The 21950-nt window shown below is 63.4% G+C and carries 16 protein-coding genes and 2 tRNA genes; 5 read left to right on the top strand and 13 right to left on the bottom strand.

Annotated features, from left to right (window positions below; all coding sequences use genetic code 11):
* Window positions 1–3: 3 nt before the first annotated feature.
* Entirely contained in the window at window positions 4–540 is a 537-nt protein-coding gene (locus GVL04_RS08015; protein WP_159702242.1) for a DUF1697 domain-containing protein, read from the top strand.
* Here GVL04_RS08015 and GVL04_RS08010 read toward each other — a convergent pair.
* The 10 genes from GVL04_RS08010 to GVL04_RS07965 all read right to left on the bottom strand — a co-directional run bounded on the left by GVL04_RS08010 (window position 537) and on the right by GVL04_RS07965 (window position 11072).
* Window positions 537–2156, bottom strand: coding sequence for a GTPase (locus GVL04_RS08010; protein ID WP_159702239.1), 1620 nt, complete (start codon window positions 2154–2156; stop codon window positions 537–539). The two genes, GVL04_RS08015 and GVL04_RS08010, sit on opposite strands and share 4 nt — an antisense overlap.
* Window positions 2153–3934, bottom strand: a complete 1782-nt coding sequence (locus tag GVL04_RS08005) for a dynamin family protein (RefSeq protein ID WP_159702236.1) — start codon at window positions 3932–3934, stop codon at window positions 2153–2155. Before GVL04_RS08005 ends, GVL04_RS08010 begins: the two co-directional genes overlap by 4 nt.
* A gap of 107 nt (window positions 3935–4041) precedes the next feature.
* Window positions 4042–4117, bottom strand: a tRNA-Glu gene (locus tag GVL04_RS08000).
* 127 nt (window positions 4118–4244) lie between these two features.
* Window positions 4245–4316, bottom strand: a tRNA-Gln gene (locus GVL04_RS07995).
* Between the two features lie 137 nt (window positions 4317–4453).
* On the bottom strand, window positions 4454–5182 hold the full coding sequence (locus tag GVL04_RS07990) for an HAD family hydrolase (protein WP_159702233.1): 729 nt from the start codon (window positions 5180–5182) through the stop codon (window positions 4454–4456).
* Window positions 5183–5197: 15 nt separating this feature from the next.
* Window positions 5198–6718 (bottom strand): glutamate--tRNA ligase, encoded by a 1521-nt coding sequence (gltX, locus tag GVL04_RS07985; protein ID WP_159702230.1) that lies wholly within the window; start codon window positions 6716–6718, stop codon window positions 5198–5200.
* 130 nt (window positions 6719–6848) lie between these two features.
* The gene (locus GVL04_RS07980) at window positions 6849–7625 is read right to left on the bottom strand and encodes a fumarylacetoacetate hydrolase family protein (RefSeq protein WP_090818840.1); all 777 of its coding nucleotides are present in this window, start codon (window positions 7623–7625) and stop codon (window positions 6849–6851) included.
* A 23-nt stretch (window positions 7626–7648) separates the two neighbouring features.
* Window positions 7649–8446 (bottom strand): MBL fold metallo-hydrolase, encoded by a 798-nt coding sequence (locus GVL04_RS07975; protein WP_159702227.1) that lies wholly within the window; start codon window positions 8444–8446, stop codon window positions 7649–7651.
* A 343-nt stretch (window positions 8447–8789) separates the two neighbouring features.
* Window positions 8790–9902, bottom strand: a complete 1113-nt coding sequence (locus GVL04_RS07970; protein WP_159702224.1) for a branched-chain amino acid aminotransferase — start codon at window positions 9900–9902, stop codon at window positions 8790–8792.
* A 117-nt stretch (window positions 9903–10019) separates the two neighbouring features.
* Complete coding sequence (locus GVL04_RS07965) at window positions 10020–11072, bottom strand: 3-isopropylmalate dehydrogenase (protein WP_159702221.1); 1053 nt, start codon at window positions 11070–11072, stop codon at window positions 10020–10022.
* A gap of 182 nt (window positions 11073–11254) precedes the next feature.
* Between GVL04_RS07965 and GVL04_RS07960 the strand changes: the two genes are divergently transcribed.
* The 4 genes from GVL04_RS07960 to GVL04_RS07945 all read left to right on the top strand — a co-directional run bounded on the left by GVL04_RS07960 (window position 11255) and on the right by GVL04_RS07945 (window position 16454).
* Complete coding sequence (locus GVL04_RS07960; protein ID WP_159702218.1) at window positions 11255–12382, top strand: sensor histidine kinase; 1128 nt, start codon at window positions 11255–11257, stop codon at window positions 12380–12382.
* A gap of 3 nt (window positions 12383–12385) precedes the next feature.
* The gene (locus GVL04_RS07955; RefSeq protein ID WP_159702215.1) at window positions 12386–13099 is read left to right on the top strand and encodes a response regulator transcription factor; all 714 of its coding nucleotides are present in this window, start codon (window positions 12386–12388) and stop codon (window positions 13097–13099) included.
* An 88-nt stretch (window positions 13100–13187) separates the two neighbouring features.
* A complete protein-coding gene (locus tag GVL04_RS07950; protein WP_159702212.1) occupies window positions 13188–13982 on the top strand; it encodes an ABC transporter ATP-binding protein in 795 nt (264 codons plus the stop codon).
* Window positions 13983–13985: 3 nt separating this feature from the next.
* Window positions 13986–16454, top strand: a complete 2469-nt coding sequence (locus GVL04_RS07945; RefSeq protein ID WP_159702209.1) for an ABC transporter permease — start codon at window positions 13986–13988, stop codon at window positions 16452–16454.
* A 126-nt stretch (window positions 16455–16580) separates the two neighbouring features.
* Here the strand turns inward: GVL04_RS07945 and metG are convergent, their stop codons facing one another.
* From metG to GVL04_RS07930, 3 genes are read right to left on the bottom strand one after another with little or no spacing between them, the layout of a single operon-like run.
* A complete protein-coding gene (metG, locus tag GVL04_RS07940) occupies window positions 16581–18140 on the bottom strand; it encodes a methionine--tRNA ligase (RefSeq protein WP_159702206.1) in 1560 nt (519 codons plus the stop codon).
* 35 nt (window positions 18141–18175) lie between these two features.
* Complete coding sequence (locus GVL04_RS07935) at window positions 18176–18931, bottom strand: ABC transporter ATP-binding protein (protein WP_159702203.1); 756 nt, start codon at window positions 18929–18931, stop codon at window positions 18176–18178.
* The gene (locus GVL04_RS07930; RefSeq protein ID WP_159702200.1) at window positions 18928–21738 is read right to left on the bottom strand and encodes an FtsX-like permease family protein; all 2811 of its coding nucleotides are present in this window, start codon (window positions 21736–21738) and stop codon (window positions 18928–18930) included. Before GVL04_RS07930 ends, GVL04_RS07935 begins: the two co-directional genes overlap by 4 nt.
* Window positions 21739–21950: the final 212 nt, after the last annotated feature.

The raw sequence follows: 21950 nt of genomic DNA, 5'->3' as shown, positions 1-21950 counted from the left end.
AGCATGAACAATTACGCCGTATTCCTTCGCGGCATCAATGTGGGCGGCATCAACATCAAGATGGCCGAACTCAAGACAGCGCTTCAGGACTACCCGTTTGGCAAGGTCAAAACCCTGCTGGCCAGCGGAAACGTTGTGCTGCAGAGTGCACTCAGCGCCAAAGACGTCAAAGCCCGGTTTGAAGAGTGCCTCCGGAAGACGTTCGGTTACGACGCATGGGTGGTGGTGCTCACGGCAGCCAGGGTTGACGAACTGGTCCAAGCCTGCCCGTACCCTGCCGACGACAAATCCACGCACAGCTACATCACACTTGCCTCCGATACCGCGATGCTTGACGACCTTTTCGAGGCCGGGGCTGCCCTTGGCGGGGTGGAACAAGTGCGGCTGGGCCCCGAAGCCTCCGCGTGGCTGGCTCCGGCAGGTGGAACCTTGGACAGCCCGTTCAGCAAGCTTTCCGCCAAGGCACGCTACAAAGCCAGCACCACCACCAGGAATCTTCGCACGCTCATCAAAGTCCGGGACGCCGCAGCAGCGCTCTAGGCCGAACGTGCCGTTTTCAATGCAGCGTTGAAAGCCTTCAAGCGCGTGATCTCCACGTCGACAGGCTCCACGATCCGGTGCTCGGCAACACGTGCCACTGCGGACTTCAACCGCTTCGCTGCCCCGGACGCTCGCGCTCTCGCTGCCCAACCGCCCACTATGCGGCCAGCGACGGCCAGGACAATGCCCAGCAGGACTCCCCCAGCCACCATCAGCGTCGGCCAGGGCCAGCCCTCTGTCCGTGGCACCTCCGGCACAGGCATCTGGAAGTAGCCAAGGGCAGCCAGGACGCCGAGCCAGCCCAGCCCTCCAACGGCGAGGAGCAGTGCCAGCCATTGGAGGGTATTGAACAGCACCCACCACAAGGGACGCTTCATCGCTTTCAGGTCCGTTCCGGCGATGGCCTGATCCAATGCATCAGGCAGTTGTTCCCTGCCATCTCGTGCCACACTTCGGATAGCTGCCCGCCAGGGTCCCGGCGCCCCGGTGGATGCCTCGTCCACAAAATCCCTGACGGCCGCATCCGTCCGCGCGCGCTCTGGTGCGCCGGCAGGAGGTAGTGAGGTCCGGCTGAGCTCAGGCTTGGTATCCGCCCTGCCCAGGTTCAGTCGCCGAAGCGGGTCCGGTCGAAAGCGCAACAGCCACCGCGTCACAGGCCAACCCGTCCTGCGGGCCGATTCCCTCTTGAACGACCGCTGGACCGCATCCACCACGACAGGTACGTTGGCCGCCGTCGCCAGTTCAGATGCGAGCCGGGATTTTGCCCGTCCGTTGATGCCGCGGGCTTCACCTTCGCCGGAGGCAAGAGCGAGTTCCGCGGCGGCCTTCGCTACGTCGGCTGCAAGGCGCTGGGTTGTTGCCTCCCGCTGTACTACGACGTTCCTGATGGCCCCGCGGACGGCCGGGACGCCGTCGCCAGTCAAGGCCGATGCGCCCAGAACGCGGACCTTACCCAGTCCATCACGCTGCAGGATTCCCTCCAGCGATTCCATGACGGCGGAGGCGTCGGCGGCGCTGAGCTTATCCACCTGGTTCAGGACAACCAGGGTAACGGCGCCGTGGGAGGCCATGGGCCGAAGGAAATCATTGTGCACGGCGGCGTCGGCGTACTTTTGCGGATCCAGGACCCAGACCAGGACGTCCACCATGCCCACCATGCGCTGGGCGATCTCGCGGTTTTCCATCCGGGTAGAGTCGAAGTCGGGCAGGTCCAGGAGCACCAGGCCGGTGCCCTCCTCAGCCAGCCCGGGAACCGGCGGCAGTGTGTGGCGTTCCTTGACGTCCAGCCAGTCGAGCAGGGGCCCGCTGCCGTCTTCACCCCAGATTCCTGCCAATGGCGAGGACGTTGTGGGCCGTCGGGCCGTCGCGGTGGCGAGCCCGCTCCCGGACACGGCGTTGAACAAGGACGATTTACCGCTGCCGGTTGCCCCGAAAAAGCCCACCACGGTGTGTCCCGCGGATAATGACCGCCTCGACGTTGCGCGTTCCAGGACGTCGTAGACAGACTGCAGGTCCGCGTCCGGGAGCACGCCTTCGGCGAGTTCGCGGGCTGTGTTCAGAGATTCGAGGCGGCGCTGCAACTGGGAAGATTCACGGACCTGGCTGTGGCGGCTCATACGGCTCCCGCCAGGCGGCCGAGTGCCTTGGCGTGCCGTGCCAGGTCATTGCCAGAGCTTGGATGCGCGGCCTCAAGCCTGTTCAGGAACCGCTGCTTCTCTTCGTCCAGAAGCCTTTGGCACTGGGTGTGCAGGTCATCCCGCGCCTGTTGGGCAAGGCGCCGCACCGCGTCCTCGCCGAACACTGCCTCCAACAGCTTCTGGCCAACCACAGCCGTTCCGCCTGCGATGCCGATCTCCAAACCACTCAAGCCTGCCGTCATGGAGAACACCACCACCATAAGCGCTGCGCCAAGCCCGTTGACGCCGAAGGACAACCACCGGGCTTGGGTTCGCTTTCCCTGGCCCTGCGTACGGATCATCTCCATCAGACCCTCCTGCCAGGACCGGATCGCGGCAGCAGCCTTTGCGTCAAAGTCGTCGCTGGTTCCGGACAGGTCATGGGCGCCGAGGAGTTGTCGGCCTGCGGGGTCCGAACGCCATCGCCTGTCCACGTTCTCTGCTGCGTTGGCAGCTTCATCCAGGATGACGGCCTGCAGCCCGGTTTCGATGGCGGTCTCAACCTTCACTGCCGGGGCGGGTTCGCCGCGGAAGAAGGCCCCCACGCGGTCCCGGAAGCGGCCAATGTTCTGCTCGACAGCCCTAAAGAACTCGCCGGTGCCGACGAAGTCCTGCCACCGGGCCAGTACTTCGCCGCGGAGCAATGCTCCGTCCTTGGTCGCCTCAAGAATGCGCGAAAGAGCCTGCCCATACTCCGCGATGCACACTGCCTGGAGTTCATGCGCAGCGGCATCCTGCTCCGCGGCAGCGTTGGCGATTCCTTCCAAACGAACGCTGACGGCCTTGACGGCACCGTTGAGCGTCCGCCGGGCCACATCCGCCCTTCCCGCCGCATTGGCGGCGAGGGCGCCCAACCACCGACCCAGCGGGGCCACCGATTCCGCGGGGAGCATTCCAAGCCCGTCCAAGTCGCTTTCCGGAACGACGAAGAGTTTCGCTGCCCCGAGCCCCTGCCGGTCAAGCATTGCCTGAAGGTCGGTCTTGACTTCGTCTTCAGCGGCACCCGGCACCCGGTCCAGCACCACGGCTACGGTGATGTCCCGCGAAGCCGCGTCCAGGAGCAGACGCCAGGGTACGGCGTCGGCGTATCGGTTTGCTGTGGTGACAAACACCCAGAGGTCCGCGGCAGCAAGCAGCTGTCCAGCCAGCCTGCGGTTGTCATCGGAAATCGAGTCGACGTCAGGCGCGTCCAGGAGTGCAATTCCCTGGGGCACCGCAGTATGACCTACCAATACCAACGACGTGATGGCCTGGGCGTCGGGGGCGGCACCTGCCTGGTTTGCCGGCAAAGGACTCGTTGAGACAGCGCCTTTGATGCGGTCCAGGCTCGGAAGAATCCTGTGGCCTTCAAACCACCGGGCATCCTCGGGATGGTGCAGCAAGATAGGCTGGCGCGTGGTCGGCCTGATGGCGCCCGCACGTGTCACCGGGTACCCCACCAGCGCGTTGACCAGCGTGGACTTGCCCGCACCAGTTGAACCGCCGACGACGGCCAACAGCGGGGCATCCAAGCTTCTGTAACGTGGAATCACGTAGTCGTCGAGCTGCGCAAGGGACTCGCGAATCCATCGGCGGGCTTCCTCGGCGTCCGGCACGGCGAGCGGAAGGGTGGTGGCCGCCAGTTCCGCACGGGCCGACTCCAAAGTTTCGACGGCGGCCGCCGCACCTTGGGCTACGGAATGTTCCCGGCTTGATGCCGGGTCTTGGTTTGCGGTCACAGCATCATCATGCCAGCCCGATCCACCTTGCAAGCGTGGGGCTGGCACAGCGGATGGAAAACGGAGAAAAAAGAAATCCCCCGGAACCTGGGTTCCGGGGGATTCTGTGGTGACCCCAGCGGGATTCGAACCCGCGTTACCGCCGTGAGAGGGCGGCGTACTAGGCCGCTATACGATGGGGCCTTGCACTTTTTATCACCGTTTCCGGCGATCAAGCTGAATGAGTATTTCATACTTTCAACTTCGCTCCAAATCGCTTCAGCGACTTGGAAGTTCCGAATTTCCAGCGTGTTTACGCGGATTTTCAGAGCTGGGATACCAGGACTCGAACCTAGAATGACGGTACCAGAAACCGTAGTGTTGCCAATTACACCATATCCCAAAGTGACTTTCGGACCGGAGTTCCGCGCTTCGGTTTCCCTTAGCTTTTCCCTCCGTGCCCCTCAGCACGAGTAATGACTCTACCGGAGTCTTGCCGCCTGCACAAATCGAGAAGCCGTTACCTGCATCACATGATTCTCAAGCCGCAGTAGGAGCTTTTGCCAGCAGCCGCGACAGTGAGTCAACCTGGCGTCCGGTGAACTCTTCCACCACTTCCCCGGTCCTGTTGAGCCACACGCCAATGAGTCCGGCCGCCGAGGCACCATCAGCATCGAGCAGCCTGTTGTCACCGACGTAGAGAGTCTTCTCCGCCGCAGTACCCAACAGGCGCACACCCTCGAGGTAGATGGCCGGCTCCGGCTTGGCCGCGCCCACAGTGTCTGTGCCCACCAGGACCTTGATCCTGGAAAGGCCCGCACCGTCCAGCTTGGCGCGCTGGTAGTCATGAACGTTGTTGCTGACGGCTCCGTAGGGAATGCCGGCGGCATCGAGTGCGTCCAGAACCTCTTCGACGTCGTCGAAAGCCCTGACATACGCCGTCTGGCGTTGGTGGTACTCACTTACCCACGCCTGCGATTCGTCACCATCGCCGAGCTCCACGCCAAAATGGCCCAGGGCAGCCCTGCCGCGAAGCAGTCGCTGCTCGTTGAAGGTCAGCTCGCCGGCCAGATAGCGGTCGTAGAAGTGCGTGGTTTCGTGCGTGAAGATGCGACCGAACTTCACCCACCCGGCCTGGTCGAGGCCGGGCAGGAGATGTTCACTGACGTCACGCAAAGCTGTTGTCATGGCGTACTCAAGGTCCACCAAGGTGTCGTCGATGTCGAAGAGGACACCGTGGATGGTGCCGAAAGAGCTTGCGATAGCCATGACGTGGGGCCGCTCTTAGCCGCGGAACGCGCGAACGCGGCCAAGGGACGAGTCCTTGCCCAGGATCACCATGGATTCGAACAGCGGCGGGGAAATACGGCGGCCTGAGATGGCAGTACGCACAGGCCCGAACGCCGCACGCGGCTTGATGCCCAGGTCCTCGACCAGCGCCTGCTTCAGAGCGCTCTGGATGTTCTCGGCCGTCCACTCTTCGATGGGCTCCAGTGCCGCGAGGGCAGCGTCAAGGACTTCCTCAAGGTTGGCCGGGAGGCCCTTGCGCGCGTCGTCGGCAACGTCGATCGCATCGTCTGCCTTGAACAGGAAGGCCAACATCTCGGGAGCCTCGCCCAGAAGGGTGATGCGTTCCTGAACCAGCGGGGCTGCCTCTGCGAGGATCTCTTCCTGCCGCGGAGTGAGGATCTCACCTACGAAACCTGCTGCACGGAGGTACGGAACCAGCCGCTCTTTGAAGTCCTCCGGAGCGAGCATCCGGACGTGGGTTCCATTGATGGCTTCGGCCTTCTTGATGTCGAAGCGCGCAGGGTTGCCCAGGACATCGTGGATGTCGAAGTTCGCCACAAGCTGCTCCACCGTGAAGATGTCCTCATCCGCACTCAGGGACCAGCCCAGCAGCGAGAGGTAGTTGAGCAGGCCCTCGGGAATGAAACCACGTTCGCGGTGCAGGAACAGGCTGGACTCCGGGTCACGCTTGGACAGCTTCTTGTTGCCCTGGCCCATGACATAGGGAAGGTGGCCGAACTCCGGCATGTACTCGGCCACACCGATGGCGTAGAGCGCGCGGTACAGTGCGATCTGGCGCGGGGTGGAGCTCAGCAGGTCCTCGCCGCGCAGGACGTGGGTGATTCCCATCAACGCGTCATCCACCGGGTTCACCAGGGTGTACAGCGGGGCGCCGTTCGCGCGGACCACTGCAAAGTCGGGGACGGAGCCGGCCTTGAAGGTGATCTCGCCGCGGACGAGGTCGTTGAACGTGAGGTCCTCGTCCGGCATGCGGAGACGCAGGACAGCCTCGCGGCCTTCGGCTTTGAACTGTGCCAGCTGCTCCTCCGTCAGGTGGCGGTCGAAGCCGTCGTAGCCCAGCTTCGGGTCGCGGCCGGCCGCCTTGTGGCGGGCTTCGATCTCATCAGGAGTGGAGTAGGACTCGTAAACGTGTCCCCCGGCCTTGAGCTTGGCGATGACGTCCTGGTAGATCTCGCCGCGCTGCGACTGCCGGTACGGCTCGTGCGGTCCGCCAACCTCTACGCCCTCATCCCAGTTGATGCCGAGCCACTTGAGTGCATCCAAAAGCTGGTGGTAGCTCTCTTCGCTGTCACGGGCAGAGTCCGTGTCCTCGATACGGAAGATCAGCTTTCCACCGGTGTGGCGCGCATAGGCCCAGTTGAACAGGGCGGTGCGGATCAGGCCAACGTGCGGTGTTCCCGTAGGTGACGGGCAAAAACGCACGCGGACCGGAGTCTCGGCGTTGACGGCAGGGATGGCGCTGGGGGCAGCGTTCGACGCAGAAGCAGTAGTCATAGTGGTTCCAACTTTACCGCTTGGCGCCGCTCAGGTTTCCCGGTCGGAAGCGCTCGACGGCGGCACTTACCTTTCGTGTGAAAGGCGCGTGCCGCCGTCGGGGTTTGGCGTTTGAGGTTTCGCCGGGAGCTTAGCGGCGAACCACCGGGTTGGAGAGGCGGCCGATGCCTTCAATCTCCACTTCGAACCGGTCGCCCTCGCTGACCAGGCCAACACCCGCCGGGGTTCCGGTCATGATGACGTCACCTGGGAGGAGCGTGAAGGCATGCGAAACGATCGAGACGAGTTCGCGGACGCCGCGGATCATCTGGTTGGTGCTGCCGTCCTGGCGGAGTTCACCGTTGAGGCGGCCCTGGATGGAGAGGTCTTCGTGGTCGAGTTCGGTTTCGATCCACGGACCCAGCGGCGCAGAGGTGTCGAAGCCCTTGGCGCGGGCCCACTGAAGGTCCGTTTTCTGCACATCGCGGGCGGTGAGGTCATTGCCGCAGGTATAGCCGAAGATGACGTCGTCCGCGCGCTCTTCCGGGACGTCCTTGCAGATACGGCCGATCACCACGCACAGCTCGGCTTCGAAGGAGACCTCCTCCGAAAACTCGGGGAGGATGATGGGGTCGTTCGGGCCGATCACCGAGGTATTGGGCTTCAGGAACAACAACGGCTGCTGGGGAACTTCATTGCCCAGTTCCGCTGCGTGCTCGGCGAAGTTCCGGCCGACACCTATCACCTTGCTGCGGGGAATGATGGGCGCCAGGAGCCGCACGTCCTCGAGCTTGTGCTTCACATGGGTACGTTCGACGCCGTTGAAGAACGGGTCACCATTAATGACAGTGATTTCCTCACTGCCGGGCTCACCTTCGACAACGCCGTAAAGGGGATCAGAATCAACTACAAACCGGGCGATACGCATGGGCTCAAGCCTACAGTCCGGGCTTAGCTCCGGAGGTAATCCAACTGGGCCGCAACGGAAGTCTCAGCGGCCCACCTGACGGAAGCGTCGACGTCGGGATAGACAGCGTCGGTGACGGCGGGTATCGAGGCGTCCGCGCCCAACTGGTCCAGCGCTACCCTGATTTGATCGAGCCGCTGCTCCCGGTGTTCGCGGTATTCACGGCATTTCGCATCCAACGCAGGGAGCGCCGGGCCGTGCGCTGGCAGGAGCGTTGCGGCGCCGAGGGTTTCCAAACGGTCCAAGCTCGCGAGGTAGTCCCCCAGCCTTCCGTCCGGGTAGTCCAGCACTGTGGTGCCGCGCCCCAGGATGGTGTCCCCCGTCAGGACTGATCCGTGCGGACCGTCGTCCGGGAGATGGAAGCACACGGAGTCGGAGGTGTGGCCCGGGGTTGCCACGACGCGGATTTCGACGCCACCTGCGTTCAGGACTTCGCCATCGTGGAGGGGCTCTCCGCCATGGCAGTGTTCCGGGGATACTGCGCGGACCGGGGCGCCCGTTAGTTCGTGGAAGCGCGCGGAGGCCTCCGTGTGGTCTGCGTGCCGGTGGGTGATGAGCACAACGTCCACCGCGCCGGCCGCGGCCAACTCGGCCAGGTGCTGTTCGTCTTCCGGGCCCGGGTCCACTACAGCCACGTGTCCAGAGCCCGGCGCTCCGATGACGTAGGAATTGGTGCCGTCCAGGCTCATCGGTCCTGGGTTCGGGGCCAATCGGAAACGGGTGAGCTCACTGCTGCGCTGCAGGGAAGAGTCGTTGGAGGTCGCTGTTGATTCAGAAGTCACTGTCCCATCTTGGCACCGAAGCGACGCTCTCTCACCAATCACCCCCATCCACCCATCCCTCTCTCACCAAACCACCGTCAAAAGGCCCGACGCCGTCACCCGGCTGTAGTGCCGTCGTCGCCGATTAGAGCGCCTCCCACAGGAGGTGAGAGAGCATCCACAAAAAAGGCGCCCATTGGTGAGAGAGCATCCGCAAAATGGCGCCAGTTGGTGAGAGAGCATCCACAAAAAAGCGACGAGGGGTGAGAGAGCATCCCGGGAAGCAGAACGGCGGCCCTTCCGCTTGTCACCAAGGGAACGGACCGCCGTCGTGCGTTTCGGTTGTGTCAGGAAATACTAAGGCTTAGACCAGGCGTGTCAACCAGCCGTGGCGGTCCTCGACGGTTCCGGTCTGGATGCCAAGGAGCTGCTCGCGGATAGCCATGGTGGTCTCGCCCGCCTTGGCGTCCTCGGAGCCGATGAATTCCGTGGCGTCCTTGAGGACACCGATCGGCGTGATCACAGCAGCGGTTCCGCAAGCGAAGACCTCGGTGATCTCGCCGGAGGCAACGCCATCACGCCACTCATCCAACGTAATCTTGCGCTCGGTGACTTCCCGGCCCATGTCCTTGGCCACCTGGATGACGGACATCCGGGTGACGCCTTCCAGGATGGTACCGCTGAGCGCGGGAGTGACCAGCGAGCCGTCCTTCATGACGAAGAAGACGTTCATGCCGCCGAGTTCTTCCACGGCGTCGTCATTGAAGTGGTCCAGGAACAGGACCTGCTTGCAACCGTTGGCTTCGGCTTCCTGCTGCGCGATCAGGGAGGCAGCGTAGTTGCCGCCGCACTTTGCGGCGCCGGTTCCGCCGCGGCCGGCACGGGCGTATTCGCGGGAGATCCAGATGGAGACAGGCTTGAGTTCGCCGCCGAAGTAGTTGCCGGCGGGAGAAGCGATGACGCGGAAGGACACTTCGCGGGCAGCGCGCACACCCAGGAACGCCTCGGTAGCGATCATGAACGGGCGCAGGTAAAGGGCTTCGCCGTCGCCGGAAGGAACCCATCCCTGGTCTGCCTGCACCAGTTCGCGGATGGCGCCGAGGAAGTACTCTTCCGGAAGTTCCGGAAGCGCGAGACGACGGGCCGACTTGTTCAGGCGCGCAGCGTTGGCCTCCGGCCGGAACGTCCAGACGGAGCCGTCAGCGTGGCGGTAGGCCTTGAGGCCCTCGAAGATTTCCTGGCCGTAATGCAGCACAGCAGCCGAGGGGTCCAGGGAAATGGGTCCGTAAGGCTCGATCCGGGCATTCAGCCAACCGCCATTGCCATCGGCGTCAACTTTGTAGTCGACGACGGCGGTGTGGTCGGTGAAGTAGTCGCCAAAGCCTGGGTTCGCCAGGACGGCTGCACGCTCCTCAGCAGACTTCGGTGTTTCCGAAAGCTGCTGGCTGAATTCGACGCCATGGGCAGTCTGAGTCATGTTTCCTCCACAGTCAGCTACCTGGCAGGGCGAACCGGGTCCCAAAGGGTGTGGTTCAGCGATGGACCAGGGAAGCAGGTAAATAATTCAAGACAAGCTTACGCCTGAGAATTGGGCCTAAAGTGCGGCCGCAATGGCGTCGCCAATGGCAGCTGTGCTGCGTGGCTCGCCGGTGCGGCTCTCGACGTCGGCGATCACTGCCGCCTCGATCTTGCGGGCCGCCGTGGTGTAGCCAAGGTGGTCCAGGAGAAGCACTGCGGAGAGGATGGCCGCGGTGGGATCGGCTTTCTGCTGACCGGCGATATCCGGAGCGGAGCCGTGGACGGGTTCAAACATGGACGGCGCTGTGCGGTCCATGTTGATATTGCCCGATGCCGCCAGGCCGATGCCACCGGTGACGGCAGCAGCGAGGTCGGTAAGGATGTCGCCGAACAGGTTGTCGGTGACGATGACATCAAAGCGGGAGGGGTCGGTCACCATGAAAATGGTGGCAGCATCGATGTGCAGGTAATCGTGGGTGACCTCGGGGAATTCCTTGGCCACGGCCTCGACGGTCCGCTTCCACAGGTGCCCGGCGTAAACCAGAACATTGTGCTTATGGACGAGTGTGACGTGCTTGCGCGGACGCTCGCTGGCGCGGCGGAACGCATCGCGCACCACGCGCTCAACGCCATGGGCGGTATTGAGGGAAACTTCGGTTGCAACCTCGTGCGGAGTGCCGCCACGCAGTGTGCCGCCGTTGCCGACATAGGGACCCTCGGTACCTTCGCGGACCACGATGAAGTCGATGGTGCCGGGGTTCGCCAAAGGGCTGCCGACCGTTCCATACAGACGGGACGGGCGCAGGTTCACGTAGTGGTCCAGGCTGAAGCGGAGCTTGAGCAGCATCTCGCGTTCGATGATGCCGGAGGGGATTCGCGTATCGCCGGGGGCCGCACCCACTGCGCCGAAAAGAATGGCATCGCGCGTGCGCAGGTCTGCCAGGACCTCATCCGGAAGGGTCTCGCCAGTCTCAAGCCAGTGCTGGGCACCGAGCTTGTAGTTGGTCAGCTCGAGGGTGACACCCTCCGTGGCGACAGCCTTTTCAAGGACCTTGACGGCTTCGGCGATGACCTCTGGGCCAATGCCGTCGCCAGGGATGACAGCGAGATTGATGGACGTTGCACTCATAGGTCTATCTAGCCAAGCAATCCACATGCTGGTCAAAATCGTCTCATTCTGCGAACACTCGAACCCGCGCGAAGTCAGACCACGGCATGATGTCCGGGCCGGGACCAAGCGCATAGAGTTTTAGCGTGGACAGAAGGCACGCAGTATATGAATGGTTCCGGATCAATCGCTTCAAAGTGGATATGACGGCCACCTCGCTGCTGATACTCCTTTTCGGTCCGGTCTACCTGCTCGCCTCCCGGCCCTGGCTCTTTGTCCTTTCGTGCAGCCTCCTGCTTCCGCTGGCTTGGCGACGTACGCGCCCGGCTGTGGCGGCCGGCGTCGTCATTCTTGTGTGCCTCATTCAGTGGGCAGTAGGCTCCGAACCGGTGGCGGGCCAAATCGCCGTCCCACTCGTCATCTACGCAACCGCCGCCTACGGGCCGGCCTGGGCGAGCCGCACGGTGCTGGTGGCCGGCATGCTGGGTGGCATCATGCTGACCACCCGCGAATATTCCAGTACTGCCGAGTCGGGGATCATGGGGCTCACCATCGGAGCGCTCTACACGGTCCTGATATGGATGCTGGTCCTGGTGAGCTGGACCTTGGGCGACCTCACCCGGGTTCGGCGGCTCCAACTTCAGGCGCTGGAGGACCGGACCCGGCGGCTTGAAGTCGAACAGCAGCAAGAGCGCCAGTTGGCAGCTGCCGACGAACGATCCCATATCGCCCGGGAAATGCATGACATTGTTGCCCACTCACTGTCGGTCATCATCACCCAAGCGGACGGCGCCCGATATGCGGCGGCGGCAAAACCAGAGCTCGCCACCGAAGCGCTGGCCACGATTGCTGCCACGGGCAGGGACTCACTGGGAGAAATGCGCAGGCTGCTGGGGGTACTCCGCTCCGACGACGATTCCCCCACACGTCCGCAACCCCGGTTGTCAGACCTGGACGAACTGCTCCTGGGCTTCCGCGCCGCTACCCTCCAAGTGGCTTTTGAACAGAGCGGTGTCCCCCGCCGGGCACTCCCCGCGGGGGCTGAACTCACGGCCTACCGAATCATCCAGGAAGCCCTCACCAACGTCATGAAGCATGCTGGACCGAAGGCGACGGCGGGCGTCACCCTGACGTGGCAGGCCCGCGGCCTTCAACTGGATATCGTCGACGACGGCCGGGGCGCCGCTGCTGATCCGCCGTCCGCCGGGGGCGGCAACGGCCTGCGGGGAATGGGCGAGCGCGTCTCGCTCTACGATGGTTCTTTGGCCGCAGGCCCGGAACAGGGCGGCGGTTTCCGCGTGTCCGCTTTTATCCCCTATTCGGAGGCCTAAACCATGTCTGACGTTCCTGCGCCTATCAGGGTTGCACTCGTTGATGACCAGCATCTGGTCCGTTCGGGCTTTGGCATGCTGATCAATTCGCAGCCGGACCTGGAAGTAGTCGCCGAGGCGGCAAACGGGATCGAGGCTGTCCAGGCCCTCGCCGCCACCACTGCCGATGTGGTCCTGATGGATGTACGTATGCCCGGGATGGATGGCATCGAGGCAACCCGTCGCATCCTGGAGCAGGCAGCGGCGCAACCCGCTGGTTCCCAACGCGCGGAAATCAAGATCGTTGTCCTGACCACGTTCGATCTGGATGAGTACGCTCTGGCTGCTATCCAAGCCGGTGCCAGCGGATTCCTCCTGAAGGATGCGCCACCCGAAGAACTCCTTGAAGCAATCCGGACCGTTTACCGTGGGGACGCCGTGATCGCTCCCTCCACCACCAGACGCTTGCTGGACCATGTGGCGCCGCTGCTGAGGACACAGACCCCTGAACGGAGTGAGCACGCCGCTGCCGTAGAGCGCCTGACGGCCCGCGAGCGTGAAGTGTTCCAACTGATCGCCCAGGGGCAGTCGAATCCCGAGATTGCGGCGGGCCTGTTCCTGTCCGAGGCAACAGTGAAGACCCATGTGGGCCATATCCTGGCCAAGCTTGGCGCCCGGGACCGTGTGCAGGTAGTGGTGATTGCGTACGAGACAGGGATCGTGGCGCCGGGGACCTGAGAGCTCAGACCACGGTATGAGCACCCCTGCCGGATAATGGGCCCCAGGCCCGATCCCGGCAGGAGGCACCAAAACATAGCGTGGAACCATGACAACATTCACGCCTCTCCCCCACCCGTCAGGAACCGGCCGCCCCACGGGATCGGACGCAGACCAGGTGCGTCCCGCCGTCGAGGCTTTCAAGCTGACAAAGAGCTACGGCCGGGCTGATACCTCCGTAACGGCCCTGAACGAGGTGTCGGTGAGCTTCGACGCCGGCAAGTTCACTGCCATCATGGGCCCATCCGGTTCAGGCAAGTCCACGCTCATGCACTGCCTTGCCGGCCTTGATACTGCGGATTCCGGACGGATTGTGCTGGGCGGCACGGAATTGACGGGGCTGAACGATCGTCAGCTCACCGCCCTCCGCCGGGAGCGCATCGGCTTCGTCTTCCAAGCATTCAACCTGGTGCCCACCTTGACGGCCGAACAGAACATCACGCTTCCGCTTGCCTTGGCGGGAACCACCGCCGACGCCGGGTGGCTGGATACCGTGGTCAGCACGCTTGGGCTCAAGGACCGGTTGAAGCACCGCCCGCATGAGTTGTCCGGCGGCCAGCAGCAGCGCGTGGCCGTAGCCCGCGCCTTGTTGACGCGGCCCGACGTCGTGTTTGGCGATGAACCCACTGGCAATCTCGATTCCAAGGCCGGCGGCGAAGTCCTTGCGCTGCTCCGCCGGAGCAGCCAGGAGATGGGCCAAACCATCATCATGGTCACCCACGATCCCGTGGCCGCCAGCTACGCCGACCGCGTGGTGTTGATGAGTGACGGCGGCCTGGTGGGCGAGATCCACGATCCAACGGCAGATTCCGTCCTGGCCGCACTCGGCAAGCTGGGGGCCTGAGGCATGTTGCGTGTTGCCCTTTCCCAATTGACGACGCATTTCCGGCGGTTCGTTGCGATCGGTCTCGCCGTGATGCTGTCCGTCATGTTCCTCTCCGCCACGCTGATGGTGGGCGCCAGTACGAAGGCGTCCTTGGGTGCCAGCATCGGCGAGGCCTACCGCAACGCCGACCTCGTTGCTACGTCCAAGAACGGTGAAGCGTTCACACAGGCGGCAGTGGATGCAGCCGCGTCCTCCCCTGCCGTGGAGGATAGCTATGCCGAGCGCTCCACATATGTCACGTTCGAGGCCGGTGGCGGCGAGCAATATGGGCGGCTGCGAAATGCAGCCCCCGGGTCGCTTGAAGGCGCGGTCCTGTCGTCTGGATCCATGCCAGCCAAGGCTTCGGAGGCTGTCATTGACGTCAAGACAGCGGAACATCTGGGCCTCGCCATTGGGAGCACACTCGAGCTCCACGGGGCCGGACCCGTCAAGAATGCCAAAGTGACGATCACGGGCCTGACACAGGCCACGAATGATCCCTTCTCATCATCGGCCGCACAGTTGGTGGCGTCCGAATCGGTCCTGAACGCGGTCCAGGATGCCGGGGCCGGGTTCACGGGACTGCAGTTCTCGCTCAAGCCCGGCGAAGACGTCACCGCGGCCAAGGAGTACATCACCCACCGCATGGAAGCTGCGGGCGCAGTTGGGCCCGTGTTGGAAACGGCGCCGGAAAGGGTCACTTCCACCGTGGCCATGCTCAGTGCGGGCCAGGACCAGCTGACGGTGGTGTTGCTCGCGTTCGCGGGCGTGGCCATCCTCGTCTCCACCCTTGTGGTGGCCAACACGTTCTCCGTATTGATTGCCCAACGGACAAGGGAGCTGGCACTCCTGCGATGCCTTGGTGCCGGGCGGGCACAGATCCGCGGATCGGTTATGGTCGAGGCTGTCGTGGTGGGATTCATCTCCTCGGTGCTCGGTGTCCTCGCCGCGACAGGCCTGATGACCGGATTGATTGCCTGGGCCAAGTCACAGCCCGAGCAAGCGTTTGCGACGTTGGCGGTGCCGCCGTCGGCCATCATCGCCGGCTTGGTGGCCGGGACACTGTTGACGGTCCTCGCAGCCTTGGTGCCCGCGAAGGCAGCGACCGCCGTCGCACCTCTTGCGGCCTTGCGGCCAGCCGACGATGCCTCCGTTCGGAACCGGCGCGGCAAGGTCCGGCTTATTCTTGGCCTGTTGGCCTTGGCTGGCGGGACAGCCCTGCTGGTGTACGGCAGCATGAACGTTTCGCTTGGAATCGCGCTGCTGGGTGGTGCTGCCTCGTTCGTAGGCATTCTGCTTTGCTCCACCCTGTTCATCCCCACAGTCGTGGCCCTGGCCGGCCGCCTGGCCGCGCCGGCCGGAGTACCGGGCAAGCTTGCCGCCGTCAACGCCACGCGCAACCCTGCCCGCACTTCGGCTACCGCGGCTGCGCTTCTGATCGGCGTCACGCTGGTGTCCCTGATGATGACGGGCGCAGCGACCTCCCGGCAGGCGTTCAACGACACCTTGGCCGAGAACTATCCCGTGGACCTGTCCGCGCAGACAGCAGTGGACGGCTCTGGCGAGCCCAGCCAGGCTCTGGAAAGGATTCAGTCCCTCGACGGCGTCAGCGCTGCGGTCTTGCTGCAGCCGGTGGGAACACTGAGCGACACCACTACCCCTGACCGCGGCACGACCATCTACGGCCTCTCCGCGGCAGATGCTGCGTCCGTGCTCCGCGACAACAATCTGAAGCCGCTCCCGGGCACCGTGTACCTTCCCGAGGATTCTCCGGAGGGACCCGCCACGATCACGACGGCGGCCGGCAGCGTTTCACTCGACGCCAAGGTTTTGCGGACCCGGCACGTTCCGGCCTTCGTGGAAAGCACCAGCATCTCCTCCGACCCACTGCCGGGAACTGCCTCCATGGTGTGGGTGAAACTGGATGATTCCGTGTCCACGGACCGGGTGCAGGCCATCCAGAAGGAAGTCGCAGCAGCACTTGGCGTTCAGGAACGTACTGTCAGCGGGGCCGCGATCGAGCGCGTGACGTTCAACAGCATCATCGACGTGCTCCTGCTGGTGGTCACTGGGCTGCTCGGCGTCGCAGTGGTCATTGCCTTGATCGGTGTGGCCAATACCTTGTCCCTGTCTGTGCTTGAACGAACCAGGGAGAACTCGCTCCTTCGGGCGCTGGGCCTGACCAAGGGCCAACTGCGCGGGATGCTGGCCATCGAGGCAGTACTAGTAGCAGGCGTAGCCGCCATCATGGGTGCCGGCATGGGCATCGTTTACGGATGGCTGGGGGCACAGGCAACCCTGGGCGGCGTGGCGACTGTTGTCCCAGCGGTGCCGTGGCTGCAGCTGGCAGGGGTCTTTGGGGTGGCTGTGGTGGCCGGGCTGCTCGCGTCCGTGATCCCGGCCCGACGCGCTGCACGCCTGTCACCGGTTGAGGGGTTGGCCACCGCGTAGCCACCAACGCTCTCTCACCTAATCCCGCTTAAAGAGAAACGCTCTCTCACTTCCCGCCAGCGGACCGGCAGGAAGTGAGAGAGCGTTTCGCGTTTGATGGCAGGACGTGAGAGAGCGCCCTAAGTCTTAGGCCTCGACGGGTTCCTCGTACCTCGGGAACACCGGCGCGGGGGCCGGCAACTCCGTTCCCGCCACGATCGGAGTGGCGATGGCGGCGAACTGCCGGGCTTCGCCTTCGGCCTGGCCCAGGACTTCCAGCAGCTTGGCCGACGACGACGGCATGACCGGTTGCGCGAGGATCGCCACAATCCGGACTACCTCCAGCGTGACGTACAAGACTGTGTTCATGCGCTCGACGTCGGTCTTGCGCAGCACCCACGGAGCCTGTTCGGCAAAGTAGGCGTTGGTGTCGCCAAGGACAGTCCAGATTGCCTCCAGGGCGCGGCTGAATTCCTGCTTGTCGAACGCAGCACGGGCAGTTGCCAGCAACTCCCCTGCCTGCGCCAGCAAAGCGTTGTCCTCAGCCGTGAAGCCGCCGGGCACAGGGACTTTTCCTTCGCAGTTCTTCGCCACCATGGACAGCGAACGCTGTGCAAGGTTTCCGAAGTTGTTGGCGAGGTCCGAGTTCATGCGGCCCACGATGGCTTCATGGTTGTAGTTGCCGTCCGCGCCGAAGGGAACTTCGCGGAGGAAGAAGTAGCGGCACTGGTCCAAACCGTACTGGGCAACAAAATCCTGCGGTGCCACCACGTTGCCCAAGGACTTGGACATCTTCACACCGTTGTTGGTGAGGAAGCCGTGGATCATGACGCGCTTGGGCAGCTCAAGCCCTGCGCTCATGAGGAACGCCGGCCAGTAGATCGCGTGGAAGCGGGAAATATCCTTGCCAATGACGTGAACGTCAGCCGGCCAGAACTTCTTGAAGGACTCAGACTCAACGTCCGGGTAACCGACGCCCGTCAGGTAGTTGGTCAGGGCGTCGACCCACACGTACATGACGTGCTTCTCATCGCCCGGAACAGGGACACCCCAGTCGAAGGTGGTGCGGCTGATGGACAGGTCTTCCAGGCCACGCCTGACGAAGCTGATGACCTCATTGAAGCGGGACTGCGGAGCGCCGAACTCAGGCTGTTCCTCGTAGAGCGCCAGGAGCTTCTCCTGGTAGTTGGACAGCCGGAAGAAGTAGCTTTCCTCAGCCGTCCAGGTCACCAGGGTGTCCGTCTCCTTGGAGTAACGGAGACCGTCTTCCTTCACTTCGGTGTCGTCCTCGACGTAGTACGCCTCGTCACGGACCGAGTACCAGCCCTCGTACTTGGACAGGTAGATGTCGCCGTTGGCTTCCATCTTCTTCCAAATGGCCTGCGAGGCGGCGTAGTGGTCCTGGTCCGTGGTGCGGATGAAGCGATCGTGGGAGATGCCCAGGTCCTGGCTCATCTGCTTGAAGGCAGCAGAGTTGCGGTCCGCGAGTTGTTTGGCAGTGATGCCTTCCTTCTCGGCGGACTGCTGCATCTTGAGTCCGTGCTCGTCCGTTCCGGTCATGAAGAACACCTCATGGCCATCCAGGCGCTTGAAGCGCGCCATGGCATCAGTGGCAATGACCTCGTAGGCGTGGCCGATGTGCGGTACGCCGTTGGGGTAGCTGATTGCGGTAGTGATGTAGAACGGGGATTTCTCTGGAGACGTCACTCTAAGAAGTTACCTTTATTTGGGATGAAATAGCTTTAGTTAAGTTCGGTCAGCGTATCGCTGAGCCGCACCAGCTCATGGTCGTGGGAGGCTACCAGCACAGCGATGCCGTCACTCGTGGTGTCCTTCAGAATTCCGATGATGCGGTTGGCTGCGGCCCGGTCGAGGCTCGCGGTGGGCTCATCCACTACCAGTACGCGGGTGCCAAGGATCAGTGCGCGGGCGATGGCCACACGCTGGCGCTCACCGCCGGAGAGCTGGGCGGGACGGTGACGCATGCGTCGTCCGAGGCCCACCAGGTCCAGGAGGTCCTTGGCCATCTCAGTCCGCTGTTCCACTTCCCCATCCGGCACGGCGGGAAGGAGGACGTTTTCCAGGGCACTCATGCCGTCAATCAGGGCACCACCCTGATCCACGTAACCGATGAGTGCACGGCGGCGGTCTGCGATCTCGTCGTCGCCCATGGTGTCCAGCGGCAGGCCTTCCCAAAAGACCTTGCCCGACGTCGGGAGCGTCAATCCGGCGCTCACCGTCAGGATGCTGGTCTTACCGGAGCCGCTTCGGCCCGCGATGCAGTGCATCTCGCCGGCGTGCAGCGTGAGGTTGAAGTCATCGACGACGTCGACTTCCTCAGCGCCGCCCTTGTCGCCACCGTAGTGAATGGTGACCCGGCTCAGTTCCAAGGGAGTTGCGTGGTCCGCGGCCTTCACGATGGTGTTGGCGCGGGTTTGCAGCGACTCGTCCGTGGACTCCGGGGTGGCCGTCAGCTCGGGGTTGAGGTTGTCAGTCATTTGACTACTTTCGTTGCAATCGGAATCCAGCAAATTACGGCCAGCAGACCGGCCAGTCCGGCCCAAAGAGCCGCGTAGGGAGCCAGGAGCAGTCCCAGCCCGAGGGCGCCGAGGACACCCAGGGGAAGTGCCACTGTGCCTACAAGTGCGTTTTCAAAGAAGCGGACCTGCCCAAGCATGTCCGGGTTCCAGCCCATGGCCCGCAGGGTACCCAGGTACTCCCGCTTTGCATGAAGTTCAAAACGCCCGGTGACGAGCGTCAGCAGCAGGCCGACGACCACACCGAAGATGGCCAGGATGACACTCGGCAGGGCAATGCTCGCAGCTGCCAGGCCACTCAAGGCACTGGCACCTGCTGCCCTGGGGATGTCGATCAGCAAGGCGATCAATGCACCCACAGCAGCACCGAACACGCCTACTGCCACTGCCAGCGAAATCGAGTTGAACCTGTTGGTGGTCAGTTGCCTGTTGGCGAATGTCAGCGGTGAGTCCACTGTCACGAGGCGGTCATCATGCTGCGGTTCCTGATCGATCACTACGCGATGACGCAACTGCTGGGCAGCCAGCAGCGCTGCACCGACATAAATGACCAGCATGGTCACTGACACGATGACTGTGGCGAGGTTCCAGCTCAGCAGGCTGAGAATGAGGCCCGCTGCAGCGAGGGCTGCGGCGCCGACAGCAAATTCTTCAAGGACCCAGGATCGGATGCGTTTCTGCGTCCAACCCATCGCCCGGAGGATTCCGGCTTCGCTCCGGCGCTGCCGGATGTAGCTCACCGTGGACGCGCCTGTCAGGAGCGTCGCGCCAAGAAGCGTCAGGAAGAGCAAGGTGATGTTGGTACCGGTCAGGGAACCCGAAACGGCGTCGGCCGCATCCTGGCGGACCCAGGACTGCTGGACGGTGCCCAGCGGCGATTCCTTGCCGGCGTCGTCCTTGCTGTACCCGGGGACGAAGATATTGGCGTCTTCACGTGCGGAACCGGCCACGACAGTGGCTTCGAGGCCGAGCTCGCGGATCTGCGTCGCAAGCTTCTCGACCTCCGGCTGCGCCGTCTTCCAGTTGCCGGTGGCGGATGCCTTGACCCGGATGGCGTCAATGACGTCGGCGTTGGTGTCGTAGCCGCGCGCCGCTGCCAGACCGTAGTAATCGGTGATGGCGCCTGCGGACTGGCTGACCAGGCCTGTTGCACTCAACGAGGGCTTCAGTTCCGTGCCGTCGACATCCTTACCTTCAGCGTCCTTGCTGAGCGTCATGGGGGTGGGATCGTAGCCGCCAAGGGGCAACTTGTTGACGTCCCCTGCTGCGGACTGGACATCGGCGGGATCAAAGGTGCCATAAACCATGGGCAGCGGCGCTGCCGGCTTCTTACCCGTTTCCAGGTCTTCCCGGTAGGAACGCTCATCAACCGGCTTGCGCTGCGTCTGGTCCACGGCCGCGCCGAAGGACGACTTCTCGGGCAAGCGGTTAACAGTGACCCACTCCCCCGGCGTCGCGCTCTTGTCAGATGCGCCGTTGGAGGCCTCGTCGCCGTCCTTGTACTGCGGCGCTGCGGCAAATGCCGTGCTCCACGTGGCCGGGTTGTACAGGCCCTGGCTGAAGGAGGCGGTGCTGCCCAGAAGCTTGCTGTGGTCCGTGGATCCCGGCCATTCGAGGGCAAACGGGGACTTGGAGACGAACGGGAGATAGTCCTTGTCCAAGGACCGCGTCACGGTGCCGACCTCGTTGACCACCTTGCCGCTTGCGTCAAGTTCCTCGATTTTCACCGAGTACTGCAGGTCAAGGGAGGTGCCGGAACGAACAATCAGCGGAATGGCCTGGGAATCATCGGTCAGCAAACCGTCACGCTTGGCCTGCTGGTACTGCGTCATCAGCGGCGCCCAGTACTTGAGCTTGACGCCCAGGAAGTCCGGTCCTTCTTCCAGTTGGTCCATGCTCAGGCCTGTAGTGAACAGGCTCTCGAAGTGGCGTCCGATGGCACCCGCGTCACGGGCGTCGGCCGGCGGAGCCTTCTCAAGCGGAGCCAGGAAGTCACCTGCGGAGCCCAGCAGCGCACGCTCGGCGGCAGGGTCGACTGCGACGACGGATTCGGTCACCTCAGGTGCCAGGGGGAGCGCCACGGAGAGGTTGAAAAGGTTGTGCTCTGAACCGAGTGCCGGAGCAGGGAACTTGACTCCTGTCTCGCCGTCCGGGCCTGCGATCCGGACGTTGGTGCCGCCGGCTGCCTGCTCCTGGATCAAGCGGCCCTTGCCCAAGGTGCCTTCAGCGCTGGTCTTGAACAGCGTCTGCTGGTTCACCCCGTCCGAGCTCGTGGCCGAGGCGGTCAAGCGGTATTTCTTGGGGCTATCGGACAGCACCGATTCCGCAGCAGGCCACTTGCTGGAATCCATGGCGGAAGGATCCCCTGCGGTCACCGCTCCGGCCAGGCCTGCGTTGTACCCGAGGTAGTCCATGGCATTGAGGCGGGGGGCCTCAAGGTTCTGCGATACGCGTGAGACGAGGCTGATGGGCGCGGCCACGGCCGTTTGGCCCATGGTCCGGATCTTTTCCAGCTGCTCGAAGCTGATGCCGCCTTGGCCGTTGGCGATTTCCGGCTGGATCAAGGCACCGCCGTCGCCGTCTTGGGCCTGGTCAGGCTTCGCCTGCACCAGGATGTCGTAGAGTCCCCGCGAGTTCTCGTCCACTGTCCGGTTCAAAGCAGCCTGCGACTGGCTTTGGACGAGGACGGACAAGCACATTGCGACGATCAAAATGGCCGCGGTCAGCAGCAGCACACGGCTTCTGATGAACCTTTGGACGGCGTTCATTGGGCTCCCTGAGACCTTGATTGCGGGCGCGCACACAGAGTCCGTGATTCCTCAAAAGACACAAGGGAATACCGGGCTGTATGTGCAAAAGTTGTGGCCGGCCTGCTGCCGGGTCCGAATCACGGACTCAGCCATTGTAAGCAGACCGGCCACTCCTGCGTGCCAAAGGTGTGTCGCCGGCACGCGAACTTAGCGGGTGGAAATCAGTTCCA

Source organism: Arthrobacter sp. 18067, from assembly GCF_902706295.1.
In the GTDB taxonomy this organism is placed as follows: Bacteria; Actinomycetota; Actinomycetes; order Actinomycetales; family Micrococcaceae; genus Arthrobacter.
This window is presented reverse-complemented; position numbering and strand designations above follow the sequence as displayed.

What these genes read in the sequence shown, in the direction of transcription:
- GVL04_RS08015 (WP_159702242.1), top strand. Translation starts at nt 4, where the DNA reads ATGAACAATTACGCCGTATTCCTTCGCGGCATCAATGTGGGCGGCATC.
- GVL04_RS08010 (WP_159702239.1), bottom strand. Translation starts at nt 2,156, where the DNA reads ATGAGCCGCCACAGCCAGGTCCGTGAATCTTCCCAGTTGCAGCGCCGC.
- GVL04_RS07990 (WP_159702233.1), bottom strand. Translation starts at nt 5,182, where the DNA reads ATGGCTATCGCAAGCTCTTTCGGCACCATCCACGGTGTCCTCTTCGAC.
- gltX (WP_159702230.1), bottom strand. Translation starts at nt 6,718, where the DNA reads ATGACTACTGCTTCTGCGTCGAACGCTGCCCCCAGCGCCATCCCTGCC.
- GVL04_RS07980 (WP_090818840.1), bottom strand. Translation starts at nt 7,625, where the DNA reads ATGCGTATCGCCCGGTTTGTAGTTGATTCTGATCCCCTTTACGGCGTT.
- GVL04_RS07970 (WP_159702224.1), bottom strand. Translation starts at nt 9,902, where the DNA reads ATGACTCAGACTGCCCATGGCGTCGAATTCAGCCAGCAGCTTTCGGAA.
- GVL04_RS07965 (WP_159702221.1), bottom strand. Translation starts at nt 11,072, where the DNA reads ATGAGTGCAACGTCCATCAATCTCGCTGTCATCCCTGGCGACGGCATT.
- GVL04_RS07960 (WP_159702218.1), top strand. Translation starts at nt 11,255, where the DNA reads ATGACGGCCACCTCGCTGCTGATACTCCTTTTCGGTCCGGTCTACCTG.
- GVL04_RS07955 (WP_159702215.1), top strand. Translation starts at nt 12,386, where the DNA reads ATGTCTGACGTTCCTGCGCCTATCAGGGTTGCACTCGTTGATGACCAG.
- GVL04_RS07950 (WP_159702212.1), top strand. Translation starts at nt 13,188, where the DNA reads ATGACAACATTCACGCCTCTCCCCCACCCGTCAGGAACCGGCCGCCCC.
- GVL04_RS07945 (WP_159702209.1), top strand. Translation starts at nt 13,986, where the DNA reads ATGTTGCGTGTTGCCCTTTCCCAATTGACGACGCATTTCCGGCGGTTC.
- GVL04_RS07935 (WP_159702203.1), bottom strand. Translation starts at nt 18,931, where the DNA reads ATGACTGACAACCTCAACCCCGAGCTGACGGCCACCCCGGAGTCCACG.
- GVL04_RS07930 (WP_159702200.1), bottom strand. Translation starts at nt 21,738, where the DNA reads ATGAACGCCGTCCAAAGGTTCATCAGAAGCCGTGTGCTGCTGCTGACC.